This window comes from Mesorhizobium sp. M6A.T.Cr.TU.017.01.1.1, assembly GCF_004023115.1.
Classification (GTDB): Bacteria; Pseudomonadota; Alphaproteobacteria; order Rhizobiales; family Rhizobiaceae; genus Mesorhizobium; species Mesorhizobium mediterraneum.
This window is the reverse complement of record NZ_RZTA01000116.1, coordinates 3,309-21,280: the sequence shown is the minus strand read 5'-3', so window position 1 is coordinate 21,280 and position 17,972 is coordinate 3,309. Positions and strand designations below refer to the sequence as shown.

At 62.8% G+C, this 17,972-nt stretch carries 15 protein-coding genes; 3 read left to right on the top strand and 12 right to left on the bottom strand.

Features of this window, described 5'->3' with window-relative positions:
- The 4 genes from EOB36_RS27645 to EOB36_RS27630 form a co-directional block, all read right to left on the bottom strand.
- On the bottom strand, positions 1–1,483 hold a 1,483-nt coding region (locus EOB36_RS27645; protein ID WP_206637216.1), incomplete at its 3' end, for an ABC transporter ATP-binding protein.
- 489 nt (positions 1,484–1,972) lie between these two features.
- Positions 1,973–2,386, bottom strand: coding sequence for a GNAT family N-acetyltransferase (locus EOB36_RS27640; RefSeq protein WP_127204152.1), 414 nt, complete (start codon positions 2,384–2,386; stop codon positions 1,973–1,975).
- Between the two features lie 55 nt (positions 2,387–2,441).
- Positions 2,442–4,157: an NAD+ synthase gene (locus tag EOB36_RS27635; RefSeq protein ID WP_127204153.1), complete on the bottom strand. Its 1,716-nt coding sequence runs from the start codon at positions 4,155–4,157 to the stop codon at positions 2,442–2,444.
- 139 nt (positions 4,158–4,296) lie between these two features.
- Positions 4,297–5,010, bottom strand: coding sequence for a DNA-3-methyladenine glycosylase I (locus EOB36_RS27630; RefSeq protein WP_095485353.1), 714 nt, complete (start codon positions 5,008–5,010; stop codon positions 4,297–4,299).
- Between the two features lie 90 nt (positions 5,011–5,100).
- Here EOB36_RS27630 and EOB36_RS27625 point away from each other — a divergent pair, with 90 nt between their 5' ends.
- Together EOB36_RS27625 and EOB36_RS27620 are read left to right on the top strand one after the other, a co-directional pair.
- A complete protein-coding gene (locus EOB36_RS27625) occupies positions 5,101–5,664 on the top strand; it encodes a DUF1003 domain-containing protein (protein WP_095485354.1) in 564 nt (187 codons plus the stop codon).
- On the top strand, positions 5,661–6,257 hold the full coding sequence (locus EOB36_RS27620; RefSeq protein WP_095485355.1) for a DedA family protein: 597 nt from the start codon (positions 5,661–5,663) through the stop codon (positions 6,255–6,257). The genes EOB36_RS27625 and EOB36_RS27620 overlap by 4 nt, the downstream gene beginning before the upstream one ends.
- A gap of 3 nt (positions 6,258–6,260) precedes the next feature.
- Here the strand turns inward: EOB36_RS27620 and EOB36_RS27615 are convergent, their stop codons facing one another.
- From EOB36_RS27615 to EOB36_RS27585, 6 genes are all read right to left on the bottom strand, one after another.
- Positions 6,261–6,845, bottom strand: coding sequence for a hemerythrin domain-containing protein (locus tag EOB36_RS27615; protein ID WP_095485356.1), 585 nt, complete (start codon positions 6,843–6,845; stop codon positions 6,261–6,263).
- A gap of 40 nt (positions 6,846–6,885) precedes the next feature.
- Positions 6,886–7,245, bottom strand: coding sequence for a diacylglycerol kinase (locus EOB36_RS27610; RefSeq protein WP_095485357.1), 360 nt, complete (start codon positions 7,243–7,245; stop codon positions 6,886–6,888).
- Positions 7,246–7,320: 75 nt separating this feature from the next.
- A complete protein-coding gene (locus tag EOB36_RS27605; RefSeq protein WP_095485580.1) occupies positions 7,321–7,740 on the bottom strand; it encodes a GFA family protein in 420 nt (139 codons plus the stop codon).
- 531 nt (positions 7,741–8,271) lie between these two features.
- Positions 8,272–9,645 carry a 3-deoxy-7-phosphoheptulonate synthase class II gene (locus EOB36_RS27595; RefSeq protein ID WP_128286132.1) on the bottom strand — a complete coding sequence of 458 codons (1,374 nt, stop codon included), beginning with the start codon at positions 9,643–9,645 and terminating at the stop codon, positions 8,272–8,274.
- Between the two features lie 182 nt (positions 9,646–9,827).
- The gene (gene mfd / locus EOB36_RS27590; protein ID WP_095485358.1) at positions 9,828–13,325 is read right to left on the bottom strand and encodes a transcription-repair coupling factor; all 3,498 of its coding nucleotides are present in this window, start codon (positions 13,323–13,325) and stop codon (positions 9,828–9,830) included.
- A 12-nt stretch (positions 13,326–13,337) separates the two neighbouring features.
- The gene (locus EOB36_RS27585; RefSeq protein WP_095485581.1) at positions 13,338–13,625 is read right to left on the bottom strand and encodes a succinate dehydrogenase assembly factor 2; all 288 of its coding nucleotides are present in this window, start codon (positions 13,623–13,625) and stop codon (positions 13,338–13,340) included.
- Positions 13,626–13,717: 92 nt separating this feature from the next.
- Between EOB36_RS27585 and recG the strand changes: the two genes are divergently transcribed.
- A complete protein-coding gene (gene recG, locus EOB36_RS27580; RefSeq protein WP_095485359.1) occupies positions 13,718–15,826 on the top strand; it encodes an ATP-dependent DNA helicase RecG in 2,109 nt (702 codons plus the stop codon).
- Here recG and EOB36_RS27575 read toward each other — a convergent pair.
- Together EOB36_RS27575 and glmS are read right to left on the bottom strand one after the other, a co-directional pair.
- On the bottom strand, positions 15,778–16,536 hold the full coding sequence (locus tag EOB36_RS27575; protein ID WP_095485360.1) for a DUF502 domain-containing protein: 759 nt from the start codon (positions 16,534–16,536) through the stop codon (positions 15,778–15,780). The genes recG and EOB36_RS27575 overlap by 49 nt on opposite strands.
- A 79-nt stretch (positions 16,537–16,615) precedes the next feature.
- Positions 16,616–17,972 (bottom strand): glutamine--fructose-6-phosphate transaminase (isomerizing) (gene glmS / locus EOB36_RS27570; RefSeq protein WP_245467910.1); only part of this gene is annotated, 1,357 nt, incomplete at its 5' end.

Here is a 17,972-nt window from a genome sequence, read left to right as displayed (position 1 = left end):
CACCCGACAGTTTCACGCCGCGATCGCCGACCAGCGTGCCGTAGCCCTTCGGCAGATCGACGATGAAGTCGTGCGCGCTGGCCAGCCGCGCCGCATGCTCGATCTCGGCTTGCGTGGCGCTCGGCCGGGCATAGGCGATGTTTTCGGCCAGCGACCGGTGGAACAGAATCGGCTCCTGTTGGACGATGGCGATCTGCCCGCGCAGCGACGCCTGCGCCACCCCGGAAATATCCTGGCCGTCGATCAGGATCGTTCCCGCATTCACGTCGTAAAGGCGCTGGATCAGCTTGACGAAGGTCGTCTTGCCCGAGCCCGAATGGCCGACCAGCCCGACGCGTTCGCCCGGCGCGATATCCACCGAAAAGTCGCGATAGAGCGGCAGGCGGTGGCTGCCATAGTGGAAGGTGACATCGTCGAAGCTGATGCGGCCGTCGGTGATGCGGATCGGCTTGGCGCCGGGCACATCCTCGATCCCGAGCGGCTCGGACTGGAAGTCGACCAGTTCCTCCATGTCGTTGATCGAGCGCTGCAAATTGCGGATATGCGTGCCGATGTCGCGCAAATAGCCTTGCAGCACGAAAAACGAGGTCAGTACGAAGGTAACATCGCCGGCGCTCGCCTGCCCCCACGCCCACAAAAGCAGCGAAAATCCGATCACCGCGGTTCTCAGAAGCAGCAGCATCGCCCCTTGCGTGGTGCCGTTGACGGTGCCGCGCACCCAGGTGCGGCGCGTGCGGGCGCGCCATCTGGCGACGACCTTGGCAAGGCGCGTTTCCTCGCGTTCCTCGGCGCCAAAACCCTTGACCACGGCGTTGCAGCTCACCGCGTCGGCCAGCGAGCCGCCCAGGCGCGTGTCCCATGCGTTGGCAAGCCTTGCCGCAGGCGCGACATAGCCAAGCGACAGCAGCGCCGTCACCGCGATGAACAGCACCGAGCCTGCAGCGACTACGGCACCCATCAGCGGCCAGAACCAGCCGAGCAGCAGCGTCGAGCCGACAAGCATGACGACGGACGGCAGCAGCGCGATCAGGATCGTGTCGTTGAGCAGATCGAGCGCCCACATGCCGCGCGTTATCTTGCGCACGGTCGACCCGGCGAAGCTGTTGGCATGCCAGTCGGTGGAGAAGCGCTGGACGCGGTGGAAGGCGTCGGCGGCGATATCCGCCATCATCTTCAGGGTCAGCTCCACGATGGCCATGAAGGCGAGGTTGCGCAGCACGACACCGGTGAGCGCCAGCGCCACCAGCATGGAAAACGCCGCCATCGCCGCATTCCACGCGACATCGTCGGCCGCAGCGCTGCTGGCAACGGCGTCGACCAGCCGGCCCGAATAGAGCGGCGTCAGCACGTCGGCCAAGGTCGACAGCAGGAACGTGCCCATGATGAGCGTAAGCCGCCACGGCTGGCGCCGCCAATGGCTAAGCGTGAAGCCAAGGACGCTGCGAAAGGCGCCCGCGCGCAAATCTATCTGAAAACGAGCCATGATGTCATTCGGGCGCAAGCGAACCCGGTCCCGGTAAGGTCGAAAATTGAAAAAACCCGCGTTGGGCGAATTAGCGCCCGGGAATGCGGAGGTTCGGCATATTTGGCGGCTCGCCCGAAGACGGGCGGCGACCGGCATCGACGAACGCCTGATGTCAGATGGGCTTGGGCGTGAAGGTGAAAACCTTCCGGCGCGCCTTCTGAGACCTAGGCTTCGCGGCCTCGCATAACGATGTCAAATCCTGCCATTCGGTCCTCCCGTTAGAGCGACATGCGTCCATTCGGACGCACAAAGTACGCTCTAACTTTGAATCTGCGCATCGTGCTTTCCGAAAATCGATGCCGATTTTCGGGCCGATGCGTAGGAATCGCGGAAAGGCGTTTATAGAGATGCCTCACCGCCACGCCAAGCCAGCGAGCGACCGAAAGCGCATCTGGTCCAACCAGTGAGACGTTTTTGCAACAATCGCGGGTTGTGCAATTTCCTCGTTCAGGCGGTCGAAATGCGGTCGAGACGCATATAGCGGCCATCGGTGGACGGCCTGAAACCAAGCTTCTCGTAGACCGCATGGGCATCATTCGTCGACAGGCTCCAATGGGTGACTGTCTTGCAATCCGGATGATCGATAAGCGCCTGGACAAGCCGCGTGCCGATGCCTCGCCCGCGATATTCCGGCCAGATGATGATATCGGCCAGATAGGCAAACACCGTGCGGTCGGTGATCGCCCGGCCAAAGCCGATCTGCTTACCGTCGGCATAAGCACCAACGCAAAGCGAGTTGGCAAAGGCGCGGCGGTGAAGTTCGTCGCTGCGCCCGCTGCCCCAATAGCTTGCCATCAGCAGGTCGGAGGTCGCCCGGAAGTCAATCCGCGACACGTCGAAGCTGATTTCACAATCAGGCATGGCTATCCCATTGAGCATCCGGCCCCAGCCATTTCACAGGGGCGAGAAACGGCGCCTATCCGCCATCCCTGAACCGGTTGGTGATGGGATAACGGCGGTCGCGGCCGAAATTCTTCTTGGTGATCTTCACGCCGGGCGCTGCCTGCCGGCGCTTGTATTCCGCGATGTAGAGCAGGTGCTCGACGCGCGTCACCGTCGCCCGGTCGTGGCCGCGGGCAACGATCTCGTCGACACCCATCTCGTTCTCGACCAGACACTCCAAGATGTCGTCCAGCACCGGATAGGGCGGAAGCGAATCCTGATCCGTCTGGTTCTCGCGCAGTTCCGCCGACGGCGCCTTGTCGATGATGTTGTTCGGGATCACCTCGCCGGAAGGGCCTAGCGCACCAGGCGGCACGTGCGTATTGCGCCAGCGCGACAGCGCGTAGACCTGCATCTTGTAGAGGTCCTTGATCGGGTTGAAGCCGCCATTCATGTCGCCATAGAGCGTGGCGTAGCCCACCGACATCTCGCTTTTGTTGCCGGTGGTGACCACCATTGAGCCGAACTTGTTGGAGATCGCCATCAAAATGGTGCCGCGCGCACGGCTCTGCAGGTTTTCCTCGGTGATGCCTTCCTTGGTGCCCTCGAAAAGCTGCGTCAGCGTATGCAGGAATCCCTCGACCGGCTCGAAGATCGGCACGATATCGTAGCGGCAGCCGAGCGCGCGGGCACAATCCTCGGCATCCTTCAGCGAATCCTTCGAGGTATAGCGGTAAGGCATCATCACGGCGCGCAGCCGTTCCTCGCCGAGCGCATCGACGGCAAGTGCGGCGCAGATCGCCGAATCGATGCCGCCGGAAAGGCCGAGCACCACATTCTTGAAGCCGTTTTTGTTGACGTAGTCGCGCAGGCCCAGCATGCAGGCGCGATAGTCAGCCTCCTCCTTTTCCGGGATTTTCGACATCGGTCCTTCGGAGCAGACCCAGCCCTCGGAGTGATTTCCACTTCGCGCGCCTGCGGCGGCGCGGTTCCGCTTCCACGTGGTGACGTTGACCGTCTCCTCGAACTGGCTCATCTGGAAGGCCAGCGTCTTGTCAGAACCTATAGCAAACGACGCACCATCGAAGATCAGCTCGTCCTGGCCGCCAAGCTGATTGGCGTAGATGATCGGCAATCCGCATTCGATGACCTGGCGGATGACGATCTGGTGGCGAACGTCGACCTTGCCGCGATAATAGGGCGAGCCGTTCGGTACCAGCAGGATTTCCGCGCCGCTTTCGGCCAGCGTCTCGCACATGCCGACATCGCCCCATATGTCTTCGCAGATCGGAATTCCCAGGCGCACGCCGCGGAAATTGACCGGTCCCTGGATTTCAGGACCAGCCTGGAAGACGCGCTTCTCGTCGAATTCGCCGTAGTTCGGCAGATCGAGCTTGTAGCGCTCGGCAAGGATCTTGCCGCCATCGGCAACGATGATCGAATTGTGCGTGCCGCTCTTGCGCTTCAGTGGCGTGCCGATGATGACGCCCGGCCCGCCATCGGCGGTATCACCAGCGAAATCCTTCGCCGCCCGCTCGCAGGCCTTCAGGAACGCCGGCTTCAGCACCAGGTCTTCGGGGGGATACCCAGCAAGAAAAAGCTCGGTGAACAGCACGAGGTCGGCGCTCTGGCGAGCGGCATCCGCCCTCGCCTCGCGCGCCTTTGCGAGATTACCGGCGACGTCGCCAACCGTCGGATTGAGCTGGGCGACGGCGATGCGCAATATGTCGGAAGCGGTGTTGTCGGTCATGCCTGCTGACTTAGCGCGACAGAATTCGCCGGGCAATGGCGTTCATTTGGACCACCCAGACCGAATGACATATGTCATTCGTGTCAGACCGATCGACGAATGTCGATCGTGTCAGACCGATCAACGGATCGATCGCGGCCTATTCGCCCATATATTCGCGCAGTGCCTCCGGCGAGTGGTTCTCGCCGATCGACATCGCCAGAATGCGCGAAATATGCCGGCGCGGCAGCCGGGTTTGCGCCGCCCAGGCATTGATCTGGTTCTGGATCTTGTCGAGATCCCTCTTCGAGGTCGGGCTTTCGGCGATGTCCAGGCCGGCGTCGCGCAGCGCCGCCGCCATGTCGGTTGAGACGATGAAGGCGTCCCATTCCAGCCACCTCAGAAAATACTGGCCGGTGTTGCCGCCGAGCCGGCTGCCATGCTTGCCGAGATAGGCCATCAGCCCGACCTGATCGTCGGCCGGCCAATCGGCGAGGAATTTGCCGAAGCCGCCATGCTCCTTCGATACCCGCTCGACGAAGGCCGCGTTGTCGCGGACGGATTTGATCTTCTGCGGATTGCGCACGATGCGCTTGTCGGCCGTCAGTTCGTGCCAGAAATCGTCAGGCTGGAACAACAGCCGCTTCGGCTCGAAACCGAGAAACGCCTCTTCGAAACCCGGCCATTTCTGCTCGATGACGCGCCAAACGAAACCAGCCGCGAAAACACGCTCGGCCATGGTCGAGAGGATGCGGTCGTCGGTAATGTCAGCTACCGCGGCGTTGTCAGGCATGGGACCCAGCAGCGACGCCAGCGCAGCTTCCCCGCCCTTGCGTTTGGCCGCGCGGGCGCGGACTTTCTGAAAATCCATCATTGTTTCCTCACCTTATCGCGTCAATCTACCACTTCCCGTGCGAACCGGCAGCCTCTAGGTCTATCGCGGACGCTGACGACGGAGGCGACGATGAACAAGACGATCGAAGAGTTGGCAAACCGTTGGCTGAAGCGAAAGCCGGACGGCCTCAGCGCACTTGAAAACCGGGTGCTGCAATCAACGCTCGAGCGCACCACGATCTCCAAGGATACCAACAAGGCTGTCGCCTTTCACCAGACGTTTGGCGACCGCCTCGCCGACACCATCGCCCGGATCGGCGGCTCGTGGTCCTTCATCCTGACATTCATTGCCTTCCTGATCCTGTGGACTGCGGGCAATGTCTGGCTTTTGACGCGCGACGCCTTTGATCCCTATCCCTTCATCTTCCTCAACCTCGTGCTTTCCATGGTCGCGGCCCTGCAGGCGCCGGTGATCATGATGGCGCAGAACCGCCAGACCGAGCGCGATCGTATCGATGCCGCGCACGACTACGAGGTCAATCTCAAGGCCGAGATCGAGATCATGGCGTTGCATGAGAAGCTGGACGAACTGCGCCACAGCCAGATCGTCGGCATGCGCGACGAGATTGCGCAACTGGCCGAACAGGTGAAGCGGATCGACGAGATTCTGTCGAAGCAGCGGACGCGTCCATGACGGATGCCATCCATAATCTCATCGAGCAATATGGGCTGATTGCCGTCTTTCTGGGCTGTATCGCCGAGGGCGAAAGTGCCGCCCTCCTTGGCGGTTTTTTCGCGCATCAGCATGTCTTCGTCCTGTGGCAGGCCTTTCTCGCGGCTGCCTTCGGCGCCTTTGTCGGCGACACCTTCTTTTTCACCCTCGGCCGAAGCTTCGCCGACCATCCGCTCGTGATTAAATTGAGGGGTCGGCCAGGCTTCAGTCACGCCTATCGTCTCGTCTCCAGCCATCCCGACATTTTCGTGCTGTCGAACCGTTTTATCTATGGCCTGCGGCTGGTCGGCGGCATCGCGGCTGGATTGTCCGGCATCGCCGTGGCGCGCTTTGTCATCCTCAACGCCATTTCATCGATCATCTGGGCCGCATTGTTCGCCGCCATCGGCTATGTCTTCGGGCTGGGCGCGGAGCGAATCGTCGGCCAGGCGCTTGCCCGTCACGAGCGATTGCTGATCGCTCTGGCCATCGGCCTGGCAGCCGCCGTCCTCGGCTGGTTCATCGCCCACCATGTCGCCAAGAAAGAACGTGTCAAGGACGCTAAGGAGACGTGAGGATCAGTCGATGCCGAGCGCGCGGCCACGATCGAGGATCAGCGGAATGATCAAATCTTCCTCATCGGCAAGGTGCCGGGTCAGCATGGCGATCAGGCGGCTGTTCTCGTCGGCATAGGCATCGGCGGCAAAGCGCTGCTTGTCCTCGCTCTCCTGAAGCGTGCGGATGAAGGCGTTCGCCGTCTCGGCATTGCGCTCCAGCCCCTCATGGATCGTGTGATGATCGGCATCGAGAATCTCGAAGCCGCGTTTCAGCCTTGTCTCCGCCTTGGCGAAGACCGGAAAATAATGATTGTCCTCGACATTGTGGTGGCCGTCGAGATTCCCGAGAAAATGGTTGAGGCGCGGCGCGAACCAGCGCGCAAACTCCGGCGCTGTCAGCCTGCCCTCGCGATAGTCGCCAATGCCATTGGTCAGCATGCCGCCGAGCTCGCGGAACATGTCGTGCCGCTGCAGCCACATGGTGGCGATGCCGTGAATGTTGGAATGTGCCTGCCAGGTCTCGCGCGGATATTTCTCAGTCAGCCAGCCCAGATCGTCCGGCAGGCCTGCCCGCTCGAGCAGCAGAAAATCGGCACCTTCACCCATGACGGTCTCCTTTGGTGACCGTCATATAAGAGGTGAGATACTAGATCGGTAGCCCCAAGATTCGCTCGATGATGGCGATGCCCCAGACGCCGGCAACGATCACCACCGAAATCAGCACCGCCAGCGAGCCGCAATCCTTGGCGAGCTGGATATCGACGTTGAACTCCCGGCTGAACGCATCGCATGCCGCCTCGATGCCGGTGTTCAGCACTTCGACCATGATCAGCAGCAGCACCGAGCCGATCAGCAGCGCATAGCCGCGCCACGACACCGAAACAAACCAGCCGAGCGGCAGCGCCAGCACGAGCAGCATCAGCTCCTGCTGGAAGGCTTTTTCGCTGGCGGCCAATTTCTGAAACGCCCGCACCGAATTGAAGAAAGCATCGATCAGCCGCTGCATACCAAACCTTTCCGAATCACCGGCAGGGGATAGCGCAATGGCCGGATCAAGGGAATAAGGCGATCGCTGCAAAAATCATTCGTCGGCGACCTTGATCGACGGGGCCGACCTTTCGAACTGCGGCAGCGCATCGTCGATCGAATAATAATCTCCCTTGTCGCCGACAAAGATATGGCTTTGGCCGGAAAGGCCGGATGGCCTGTCGAAGGAGCCGGCCATGATCGAAATTGAGTCCAGTTCGCCATGCTTCCAGAACAGCAGCGAACCGCAGGTCCTGCAGAACCCGCGCTTGGCCACATCGGAAGCACCATACCAGGCGAGCGCATCCTTCCCTTCGATATCGATGTCGGCGTCCTTGGCAGCGGTTGCGGCAACGAAATGCCCGGTCTGCTTCCGGCACTGTGAACAATGGCAATAGACGACACCGCGCAGCGGACCCCGCGTCCTGAAGCGCACGGCTCCGCACAGGCATGATCCGCTGTGATTGTCATCCATCTCGCCTCCAACGAAATCGCCATCCCAATCGCCATCCATGGCATCGGCATCGTTGTCAGGATTCCAGTTTTGCAGCGACTGTGCCCAAGCAAATGCGACATTCGGCGGGCATGTTCCGCACAGCACGGTTTGCGGTTGGGAGCGCGGGCGCTGACCGAACCCTGGCTAAAAACGATGTCGGGCCACAACTAACCGGCGGGTGCGTAGCGCAGCAGCGTCACGCCCTGGGTAAGGCTTTCCGTGCCAAGCGGCTTCAACGTCAGCGACAGGCCGGACTGGAAGTACGGCTTGCCGCCGCCCAGCACAACCGGGTGCAGCGGTGCAGAACCTTTGATGCCGGCGCGAAGGATCGCTACGCAGCAGTTTTATTCCGAACCGCTGCATTCTTCGGCTGATGTAACGGCATGGATCCTGCGGTCTGCATTCCGCTTCGCGTCGCTACGCCCCAGGATGACGAAGGCATGTTGGCTTAAGGCTAATCGCCAGCGTTGGAGATTGGCAGTTGCAGATCAGTCGGCAACCATCACAGCCTCAGCCGTTCACGGCCTGCTTGTGCTGGACCGGGTGGCTCTTTTTGAGCAGATCCGAGACCAGGAATGCCAGCTCGATCGCCTGGTCGGCGTTGAGGCGCGGGTCGCAATGGGTGTGGTAGCGATCCTGCAGCTCTTCGGCGGTGATGGCGCGGGCGCCACCGGTGCATTCAGTGACATTCTTGCCGGTCATCTCGATATGGATGCCGCCCGGATGCGTGCCTTCGGCGCGATGCACCTCGAAGAAGGTCTGCACCTCCTTCAGGATGCGGTCGAACGGCCGCGTCTTATAGCCGGCGGCCTCGATGGTGTTGCCATGCATCGGGTCCGACGACCACACCACGCTGCGGCCTTCTTTTTTTACCGCGCGCAGCAGCTTCGGCAGGTGGTCGGCGACCTTGTCGGAGCCGAAGCGCGCGATCAGCGTCAGCCGGCCGGGCTCGTTCTCCGGATTGAGCAGGTCGATGAGCTGCAACAGGCCGTCCGGCGTCAGCGACGGGCCGCATTTCAGGCCCAGCGGGTTCTTGATGCCACGGCAGTATTCGACATGGGCATGGTCGGGCTGGCGCGTGCGATCGCCGATCCAGATCATGTGTCCGGAAGTGGCGTACCAGTCACCTGAGGTTGAATCGACGCGGGTCAGCGCCTCCTCATAGCCGAGCAGCAGCGCTTCGTGGCTGGTGTAGAAGTCGGTCTCGCGCAGCGCGTAATTGGTCTCCGAGGTGATGCCGACAGCCTTCATGAAGTCCATCGTCTCGGTGATGCGGTTGGCGAGCGACTCGTATTTCTCGCCCTGCGGGCTGTCGGACACGAAGCCCAGCATCCATTGATGCACGTTCTCCAGGCTGGCGTAGCCGCCCTGGGCGAAGGCGCGCAACAGGTTGAGCGTCGCCGCCGACTGGCGGTAGGCCATCTCCTGGCGTGCGGGATCGGGAATGCGCGACTTGGCGTCGAACTCGATGCCGTTGATGATGTCGCCGCGATAGCTGGGCAGCGTCACGCCGCCCTTGGTCTCGTTGTCGGACGAGCGCGGCTTGGCGAACTGGCCGGCGCCACGACCGACCTTCACCACCGGCTGCGCGCCGGCGAAAGTCAGCACCACGGACATCTGCAGGAAGACGCGGAAGAAGTCGCGGATGTTGTCCGCGCCATGCTCGGCAAAACTCTCGGCGCAATCGCCGCCCTGCAGAAGGAATGCGTCACCGGCAGCGACGGTCGCAAGCTGCTTCTTCAGCTTGCGTGCCTCACCTGCAAAAACCAGCGGCGGAAAGGTGGCGAGCTGGGCTTCCGTGTTCTTCAGCGCGGCAAGATCCGGATAGGCAGGAACCTGCTGGATCGGCTTTGCTCTCCACGAATTCGGCGACCATTTCGTCATCGTTGCACCCAACGTTCTTTCCAGCGGGTGCTATCGCCCGCCATTTCACCCCAATATGGGATCGCGGCTCCATACACGAAGCCGATTTCCTATTCTAGACCGGATTTGGACGTGTGGCGAATGGCGGCCGCGGCGAAAAAGCGTCGGAATGTTTGCGGCGAAAGGCTCAAGCCGACGCCGTGTTAAGCCACCTTCTCCGCCAATCTTGCCAGCTGCGTCATGACGACGGCGGACCCCGCCAGCCGCTTTTCGGGCGTAGACCAGTCGCGGCTGAAGACGACGCTGTGATCCGGCCGGATCTTGGCCAGCGAGCCCTGCTCGCCGATGAACGTGACCAGCCCGACAGGATTGGAAAACTCGCGCTTGCGGAAATGTATGACGACCCCCTTTGGCCCGGCATCGAGCTTTTCGACATTGGCCTTGCGGCAGAGCGCCTTGATAAAGACGATCTTCAAGAGATGCTTCACCTCCTCCGGCAACGGGCCGAAGCGGTCGATCAGCTCGGCGCCGAAAGCATCGATCTCCTCGGTGTTTTCGAGATCGCCGAGGCGGCGATAGAGCGCCAGCCGCAGCTGCAGATCCGGAACATAGCTTTCCGGGATCATCACCGCCGTGCCGACGGCGATCTGCGGCGACCAACCGCCATCCTGCACCTCGCCGGAATCCTTCACCTCGGCGACCGCTTCTTCCAGCATCTGCTGGTAAAGCTCGAAGCCGACCTCCTTGATGTGGCCGGATTGCTCTTCGCCGAGAAGATTGCCGGCGCCTCTGATATCGAGATCGTGACTGGCGAGCTGGAAGCCGGCGCCCAGCGTGTCGAGCGACTGCAGCACCTTCAGCCGGCGCTCGGCGGTGTCGGTCAACTTGCGATTGGCCGGCAGCGTGAACAGCGCATAGGCGCGCACCTTCGAGCGCCCGACGCGGCCGCGCAACTGGTAGAGCTGCGACAGGCCGAACATGTCGGCGCGATGCACGATCAGCGTGTTCGCGGTCGGGATATCGAGGCCGGATTCGACAATGGTTGTCGACAGCAACACATCGTACTGGCCGTCGTAGAAGGCGTTCATGATGTCGTCGAGCTCGCCGGGCGGCATCTGGCCGTGAGCGACAGCCACTTTCAGCTCGGGCACCGATTCCCGAAGGAAATCATGGATTTCCGCCAAATCGCTGATGCGCGGCACGACATAAAAGGAATGACCACCTCGGTAGCGCTCCCTGAGCAGGGTCTCGCGGATGACCAGCGGGTCGAAGGGCGAGATGAAGGTGCGCACCGCCAGGCGATCGACCGGCGGCGTGGCGATCAGCGACAGTTCGCGCACCCCGGTCAACGCCAGTTGCAGCGTGCGCGGGATCGGCGTCGCCGACAGCGTCAGCACATGCACGTCGCTCTTCAAATCCTTCAGCCGTTCCTTGTGCTTGACGCCAAAATGCTGCTCCTCGTCAATGATTAGGAGGCCGAGATTCTTGAACGAGATCGACGAGCCGAGCAGCGCATGGGTGCCGACGACGATGTCGACCGTGCCTTCGGCGATACCCTTCTTGGCCTCGGCCAGGTCCTTGGCTCCAACCAGCCGCGATGCCTGGGCGACGCGGATCGGCAGGCCGGAAAAGCGCTGCGAAAAGGTCTTGAAATGCTGGCGTGACAACAGCGTCGTCGGCACCACCACCGCGACCTGAAACCCTTCCATCGCCGCGATGAAGGCGGCACGAAGGGCGACTTCGGTCTTGCCGAAGCCGACGTCGCCGCAGATCAGCCGGTCCATCGGCTTTCCCGCGCCCAGATCGCCCATGACCGAATCGATCGCCGTCTGCTGGTCGTCGGTTTCCTCGTAGGGGAAACGCGCGGAGAATTCGCCGTAGAGACCATCTGCCGGCACCAGCGAAGGAGCGGCGCGCATCTGCCGCTCGGCGGCAATGCGGATCAACTGTCCGGCCATGTCGAGCAGGCGTTTCTTCAGCCGCGCCTTGCGCGACTGCCAGGCGCCGCCGCCAAGCTTGTCCAACGTCGCTTCGGCCGAATCCGAGCCATAGCGCGACAGAAGCTCGATGTTCTCCACCGGCAGGAACAGCCGATCATCGCCGGCATAATGGATCTCGAGGCAATCATGCGGCGCACCAACCGCCTCGATGGTGCGCAGCCCGATGAAGCGGCCAATGCCGTGGTCGGTATGGACGACGATATCGCCGGAGGACAACGCCGAGGCCTCGGCGATGAAGTCGGAAGGACGCTTCTTGCGCTTCGAGCGGCGGATCAGCCGGTCGCCCAGAATGTCCTGCTCGGCGACGACGACCAGTTTCTCGGTCTCGAAGCCGGATTCGAGCGGCAGCACGGCAAGTGCCGCCTGCCCCGTCTCGAGCTTTTCCGCCTCGGCCAGCGTGGCGACCGGCTTGAGATTGCCGAGATGATGTTCAGCCAGGATCTGGCCAAGCCGGTCGAGCGAACCTTCGGTCCAGCCGGCGATGACGACGCGGCGGCGGGCGGCCCGCTCATCGGCAATGTGTTTTACGACGACGTCGAAGACGTTGACGTTGGGGTCGGCGCGTTCCTCGACGAAGCTGCGGCCATGCCGCGAGCCGGCATGGAAGATTTTCCTCGCGCCGGCGTCGGGCGCATCGAACGGCGTGAAGTCGATCGCTTCGCGCGGGCCAAGCGAGGCGATGAGGTTTTCGGGCGACAAATAAAGCAGGTCGGGCGGCACCGGCTTATATGGCACGGCATCCTTCAGTGCGCCGTCGGCCTGCTTCCTGCGCGCCTCGTAATGGTCGAGGATCAGCGCATGGCGCTCAGTCAGCGCCTCATGCGCCAGATGGTCGAACACAACAGGCGTGTCCGGCAGATAGTCGAACACCGTCTCCAGCCGCTCGTAGAAGAACGGCAGCCAGTGCTCCATGCCGGCGAAACGCCGTCCCTCGCTGACCGCCGCATAGAGCCCATCGTCGCGCGAGGGCGCGCCAAAGGCTTCGATGTAGCTGCGGCGGAAACGGCTGATGGTCTCCGGCGTCAGCGCCACTTCACTCATCGCCTGCAGCGCCATCGACTTGCGTTGGCCGATGGTGCGCTGCGTGGCGGCGTCGAAGACGCGGATCGATTCCAGCGTGTCGCCGAAGAAATCGAGGCGCAGCGCTTCCGTCCAGCCCGGTGCGAACAGGTCCAGAATGCCGCCGCGCACGGCAAACTCGCCGACGCCGCGCACTGTAGGCACCCGCTCGAAGCCTGATATCTCCAGCCGCGACACCAGCCCATTCATGTCAATCTGGTTGCCGGGTTTTGCGTGAAATGTCTGTGCCTCGACGAGGCTTGCCGGCGGAATGCGCTGCAGCAGCGCATTGGCGGTGGTCAGGATGACGGCGCGGTGCGGTTTTTTCACCAGCGCGATCATCGCGGTGAGCGCGTCCAGACGCCGCGCGGCAGCATCCGCTCCGGGCGAGACGCGGTCGTAAGGCAGACAATCCCAGGCCGGCAGCTCGAGCACGGGCAGGCCTGGCGCTGCGAATGAAAGCGCCTCGATGATCGAAGGCAGGCGCTGGCCGTCGCGCGCCACGAACAGCACCGGCTTGTCGGGCGCAATCTCGTGCGCGGCCTGCACCAGCGCAAAGGCTTCGTAACCGTCGGCGACACCGTCGACGATGAACTGGCCGGCGCGGCCTTTCGGCAGGCCGATGGTGGGGATCAAGCTCATGAAATCACGTATTCAGAATGTCATCGCCTGGCGCGACGCCAGGATCTTTTGCAGGACGGCACAGTCGAAATTTGCGGGAACCGGGCGCTCGCCGGTGATCACGGGCAGGAATTCGGTATCGGGAACGTCGAGGAGCCTTTCATATTGGTCGAGTTCGTCGCCGGTCAAGACGCCGATCTCCGCGTCTGCGAAACTGCCGAGAATGAGGTCCATCTCGCGCATGCCGCGATGCCAAGAGCGAAACAGAAGCTTGCGGCGGCGGGCGTCGAGCCCCTCGCTTGATCGTCTCGTTCCGGTCATTGTCCTGCTTCCTTGCCTGAAGCGGCGCATATAGCGTGGATAGAGGGCGGTGTCAGCCTTGCGCTGCGGCCGTCGCGACATAAGCTGACATCATGCGCCCTTCCCTCCTCGATCCGCTGTTTGTCCCGATCACCTCGCTTGCCGGCGTCGGGCCGAAGGTCGGCGCGCTGATCGAGAAAATCGTGCCGGCCGATCTCGGCGATCGTGCGGCGCGCGCCGGCGATCTTTTGTTCGTGCTGCCCCACACGGTAATCGACCGCCGCAACCGGCCGGGTATCGCCGGCTCGGCCGAAGGCGCGATCGTCACCCTTGATGTGCGGATCGATCGCCACCAGCCGCCGCCGCGCGGCAACAGATCGGTGCCGTACCGGGTCTACGCCCATGACGACACCGGCGAGATCGCGCTGACCTTCTTCCATGCGCACGCCGCCTATCTCGAAAAAGCTATGCCGGAAGGCGAGCATGTCGTGGTCTCGGGTCGAATGGAATGGTTCAACGGCCGCCCGACCATGGTTCACCCCGACCACATCGCGCTGGCCAGCGAAGCGGAAAACCTGCCGCTGGTCGAGCCGGTCTATCCGCTCACCGCCGGGCTCTCGGGAAAAGTGCTGCGCCGGGCAATCGGCCAGGCGCTCGCTCGCTTGCCGGTGCTGCCGGAATGGCAGGATGGCGAGTTTCTGCGCCGCCAGACCTTTCCTGCCTTCGGCGATGCGCTCGCCCGCATCCACAACCCCGCCGACCCGATCGACGTGTCCATCGACGGCGCAGCCTGGCGGCGCCTCGCCTATGACGAGTTTCTGGCAGGCCAGGTGTCGCTGGCACTGGTGCGGGCAAAAGTCCGCCGCTTGTCCGGACGACCATTGGTCGGTGACGGCCGCATCGTCGAAAAGCTGCGCGCCGCCCTTCCCTATTCGCTGACCACCTCGCAGGAAATGGCGCTTGCCGAAATCAACGCCGATCTCGGTGATCCCGAACGCATGCTGCGCCTGCTGCAGGGCGATGTCGGCTCCGGCAAGACGGTTGTCGCGCTGCTCGCCATGGGGCGCGCCGTCGAGGCAGGCGGCCAGGCGGCATTGATGGCGCCAACCGAAATCCTGGCGCGCCAGCATCTTGCGACGATTGCACCGTTGGCAGAACAGGCGGGCCTGCGCGTTGCCATCCTCACCGGCCGCGAAAAGGGCCGCGAGCGCACCGAGACGCTGGCCGGCCTGGCCAGTGGCGAGATCGACATCGTCGTCGGCACCCACGCCCTGTTCCAGGAAACGGTAACGTTCCACGACCTCGTCTTCGCTGTCATCGACGAACAGCACCGTTTTGGCGTCCATCAGCGGCTTGCCATCACCGCCAAGGGCGACGCGCCCGACATGCTGGTGATGACGGCGACGCCGATCCCACGCACGCTGGTGCTGACCGCCTTCGGCGACATGGATGTTTCGAAGCTCACCGAAAAGCCGGCCGGGCGCCAGCCGATCCGCACCGTCACCCTGCCGCTCGAACGGCTCGACGAACTGGTCGGCCGCATGCGCGACGCCGTCGCCGACGGCCAGAAGATCTACTGGATCTGTCCGCTGGTCGAGGAATCCGAAGAGATCAAGCTGATGTCGGCGGAGGACCGTTTTGCCTCGCTAAAGCCGCTGTTCGGCGACTGGATCGGCCTGGTGTACGGGCGCATGAAGGGCGCCGACAAGGACGAGGCGATGCGCGCCTTCAAGGCCGGCGAGACACGCATCCTGATCGCCACCACGGTCATCGAGGTCGGCGTCGATGTGCCGGATGCCACGATCATGGTCATCGAGCATGCCGAGCGCTTCGGCCTCGCCCAGCTGCACCAGTTGCGCGGCCGGGTCGGGCGCGGCGAAAAACCGTCCTCCTGCGTGCTGCTCTACAAGGATCCGCTCGGCGAGACGGCAACGCGCCGGCTGTCGGTGATGCGCGAGACCGAGGACGGCTTCCGCATCGCCGAGGAGGACCTGAAGCTGCGTGGCGAAGGCGAGTTGCTGGGCACCCGCCAGTCCGGTACGCCGGGCTTCCAGGTGGCACGCATCGAGGCGCATGCCGACCTGCTCGAAGCCGCCCGCGACGACGCGCGGCTGATCCTGTCGCGCGATCCCGAGCTGCAATCCGAACGCGGCGCCGCCCTTCGCATGCTGCTTTATTTGTTCGGCCGCGACGAGGCAGTGCGGCTCTTACGCGCCGGCTGAGGCCCGGCACCGACCGGCGGATTGGCGATCTGAACGCCGATCGGCTTGCCGTTCAGCGTCACCATTTTCGTCTTGACCTCCGGCGCCACCAGCCCGGCCGAGACGATCAGCTTGGCGCCGTCCTCGATCGTCATGTCGAGCAGCACGACATCGGATTTCGGCACATACATCAGGAAGCCGGTGGTCGGGTTGGGCGTGCACGGCATGAACACCGCAATCAGCGGGTTGTCTTCCTGGTCGAGCTTCTGGTTGATCTCGGTTTCCTTCTCGCTGGCGACGAAGACCAGCGACCAGACGCCCTTGCGCGGGTATTCCACCAGCCCGACCTGGCGGAACATGTTTCCCTTGTTCGACAGCACGGTCTCAAAGATCTGCTTCAGCGAGCCGTAGACGCCGCGCACCAGGGGCATGCGGCCGAGCAGCCGCTCGCCGAACAAGACGATGGCGCGGCCGACGATATTGGCGGTCAGGAAACCGATCAGGGTGATCAGGATCAGGGCGACGATCAGGCCAAATCCCGGAACCGGCGCCGGCAGATAGCTATCGGGGTTGTAGCGCGCCGGAATGTAGGGTTTCACCCAGGAATCGACCCAGCCGATGAAGGACCAGGCGATGTAGGCGGTGATCGCCAGCGGCGCGCAGACGACAAAGCCTGTCAGGAAATAATTCCGCAGCCGGGTCATGCCTGAGGTCTTGGGAGCATCGGACATGGTTCACCGCAGCACTGGTTGCGGCGCAACATTAGTGAACCGCATTCGGCTTTGGAACTGCGAAATTTTTAAACCACGCCTATTCCACAGTCACCGATTTCGCCAGGTTGCGTGGCTGGTCGACGTCCGTGCCCATGAACACCGCGGTGAAATAGGCCAGCATCTGGATCGGCAACGCGTAGATGATCGGCGTGATGATTTCCGGCACGTCCGGCAGCACGATCGTCTCCATCGTCTTTACCGTGGCGTGCGCGGCACCCTTGCTGTCGGTGATCAGGATGATCTTGCCGCCGCGCGCCGCCACTTCCTGCATGTTCGAGACGGTCTTTTCAAAGATGCGGTCATGCGGGGCAATGACGATCACCGGCATGTTCTCGTCGATCAGCGCGATCGGCCCGTGCTTCAGTTCGCCGGCGGCATAGCCCTCGGCATGGATATAGGAGATTTCCTTGAGCTTCAGCGCGCCTTCCATGGCCAGCGGAAAATTGGTATCGCGGCCGAGATAGAGCACGTTTTTGTAGTGAGAAAGGTCGCGCGCGACCTTTTCGATCTGCCCATCGAGCTTCAGGACCTGATTGGCATAGCGCGGCGCTTCCGACAGTTGGCGGACCAGCGTCGTTTCCTGCTCCGGCGAGATCGTTCCGCGCGCCACGCCCGCCCGCACGGCAAGCGACGCCAGCACCGACAATTGACAGGTGAAGGCCTTGGTCGAGGCGACGCCAATCTCCGGCCCGGCCAGCGTTGGCAGGATAACGTCGGATTCACGCGCCATCGTCGATTCTCGGACATTGACGACCGCGCCAATCTTCATCCCGGCCTTGCGGCAATAGCGCAGCGAGGCCAGCGTGTCGGCGGTCTCGCCCGATTGCGAGATGAAGAAGGCGGCGTCTGTCTTCGACAGCGGCATTTCACGATAGCGGAATTCCGAGGCGACATCGATGTCGACCGGCAGCCTCGCATACCGCTCGAACCAGTATTTGCTGATCAGGCCGGCCAGATAGGCGGTGCCGCAGGCCGAAATCGCCAACCGGTCGATTTTGGCGAAATCGAAAGGCAGGTCGAGCGGCTTCGAGACGCCACCGACGAAATCCACATAATGCGCCAGCGTGTGCGAGATCACTTCGGGCTGTTCATGGATTTCCTTCTCCATGAAATGGCGCCGATTGCCTTTATCGACCATGAAACTGGTGCTGAGCGACTGCTGGCGCTTGCGGTCGACCTTGTTGCCCTCCATGTCGAAGATGGCGACCTCGTTGCGGCGCACCACCGCCCAGTCGCCGTCCTCCAGATAGGTGATCGAATTGGTGAACGGGGCGAGCGCGATGGCGTCGGAGCCCAGGAACATCTCGCCGTCGCCATGACCGACGGCCAGCGGCGGGCCGGTGCGCGCCCCGACGGCGAGGGCCTCCTCGCCCTCGAACATGATGGCCCGCCCG

What these genes read in the sequence shown, in the direction of transcription:
- EOB36_RS27610 (WP_095485357.1), bottom strand. Translation starts at nt 7,245, where the DNA reads ATGCAGCGGCTGATCGATGCTTTCTTCAATTCGGTGCGGGCGTTTCAG.
- recG (WP_095485359.1), top strand. Translation starts at nt 13,718, where the DNA reads ATGCGCCCTTCCCTCCTCGATCCGCTGTTTGTCCCGATCACCTCGCTT.
- EOB36_RS27615 (WP_095485356.1), bottom strand. Translation starts at nt 6,845, where the DNA reads ATGGGTGAAGGTGCCGATTTTCTGCTGCTCGAGCGGGCAGGCCTGCCG.
- EOB36_RS27575 (WP_095485360.1), bottom strand. Translation starts at nt 16,536, where the DNA reads ATGTCCGATGCTCCCAAGACCTCAGGCATGACCCGGCTGCGGAATTAT.
- EOB36_RS27620 (WP_095485355.1), top strand. Translation starts at nt 5,661, where the DNA reads ATGACGGATGCCATCCATAATCTCATCGAGCAATATGGGCTGATTGCC.
- EOB36_RS27605 (WP_095485580.1), bottom strand. Translation starts at nt 7,740, where the DNA reads ATGGATGACAATCACAGCGGATCATGCCTGTGCGGAGCCGTGCGCTTC.
- EOB36_RS27635 (WP_127204153.1), bottom strand. Translation starts at nt 4,157, where the DNA reads ATGACCGACAACACCGCTTCCGACATATTGCGCATCGCCGTCGCCCAG.
- EOB36_RS27595 (WP_128286132.1), bottom strand. Translation starts at nt 9,645, where the DNA reads ATGACGAAATGGTCGCCGAATTCGTGGAGAGCAAAGCCGATCCAGCAG.
- EOB36_RS27630 (WP_095485353.1), bottom strand. Translation starts at nt 5,010, where the DNA reads ATGATGGATTTTCAGAAAGTCCGCGCCCGCGCGGCCAAACGCAAGGGC.
- EOB36_RS27585 (WP_095485581.1), bottom strand. Translation starts at nt 13,625, where the DNA reads ATGACCGGAACGAGACGATCAAGCGAGGGGCTCGACGCCCGCCGCCGC.
- EOB36_RS27640 (WP_127204152.1), bottom strand. Translation starts at nt 2,386, where the DNA reads ATGCCTGATTGTGAAATCAGCTTCGACGTGTCGCGGATTGACTTCCGG.
- mfd (WP_095485358.1), bottom strand. Translation starts at nt 13,325, where the DNA reads ATGAGCTTGATCCCCACCATCGGCCTGCCGAAAGGCCGCGCCGGCCAG.
- EOB36_RS27625 (WP_095485354.1), top strand. Translation starts at nt 5,101, where the DNA reads ATGAACAAGACGATCGAAGAGTTGGCAAACCGTTGGCTGAAGCGAAAG.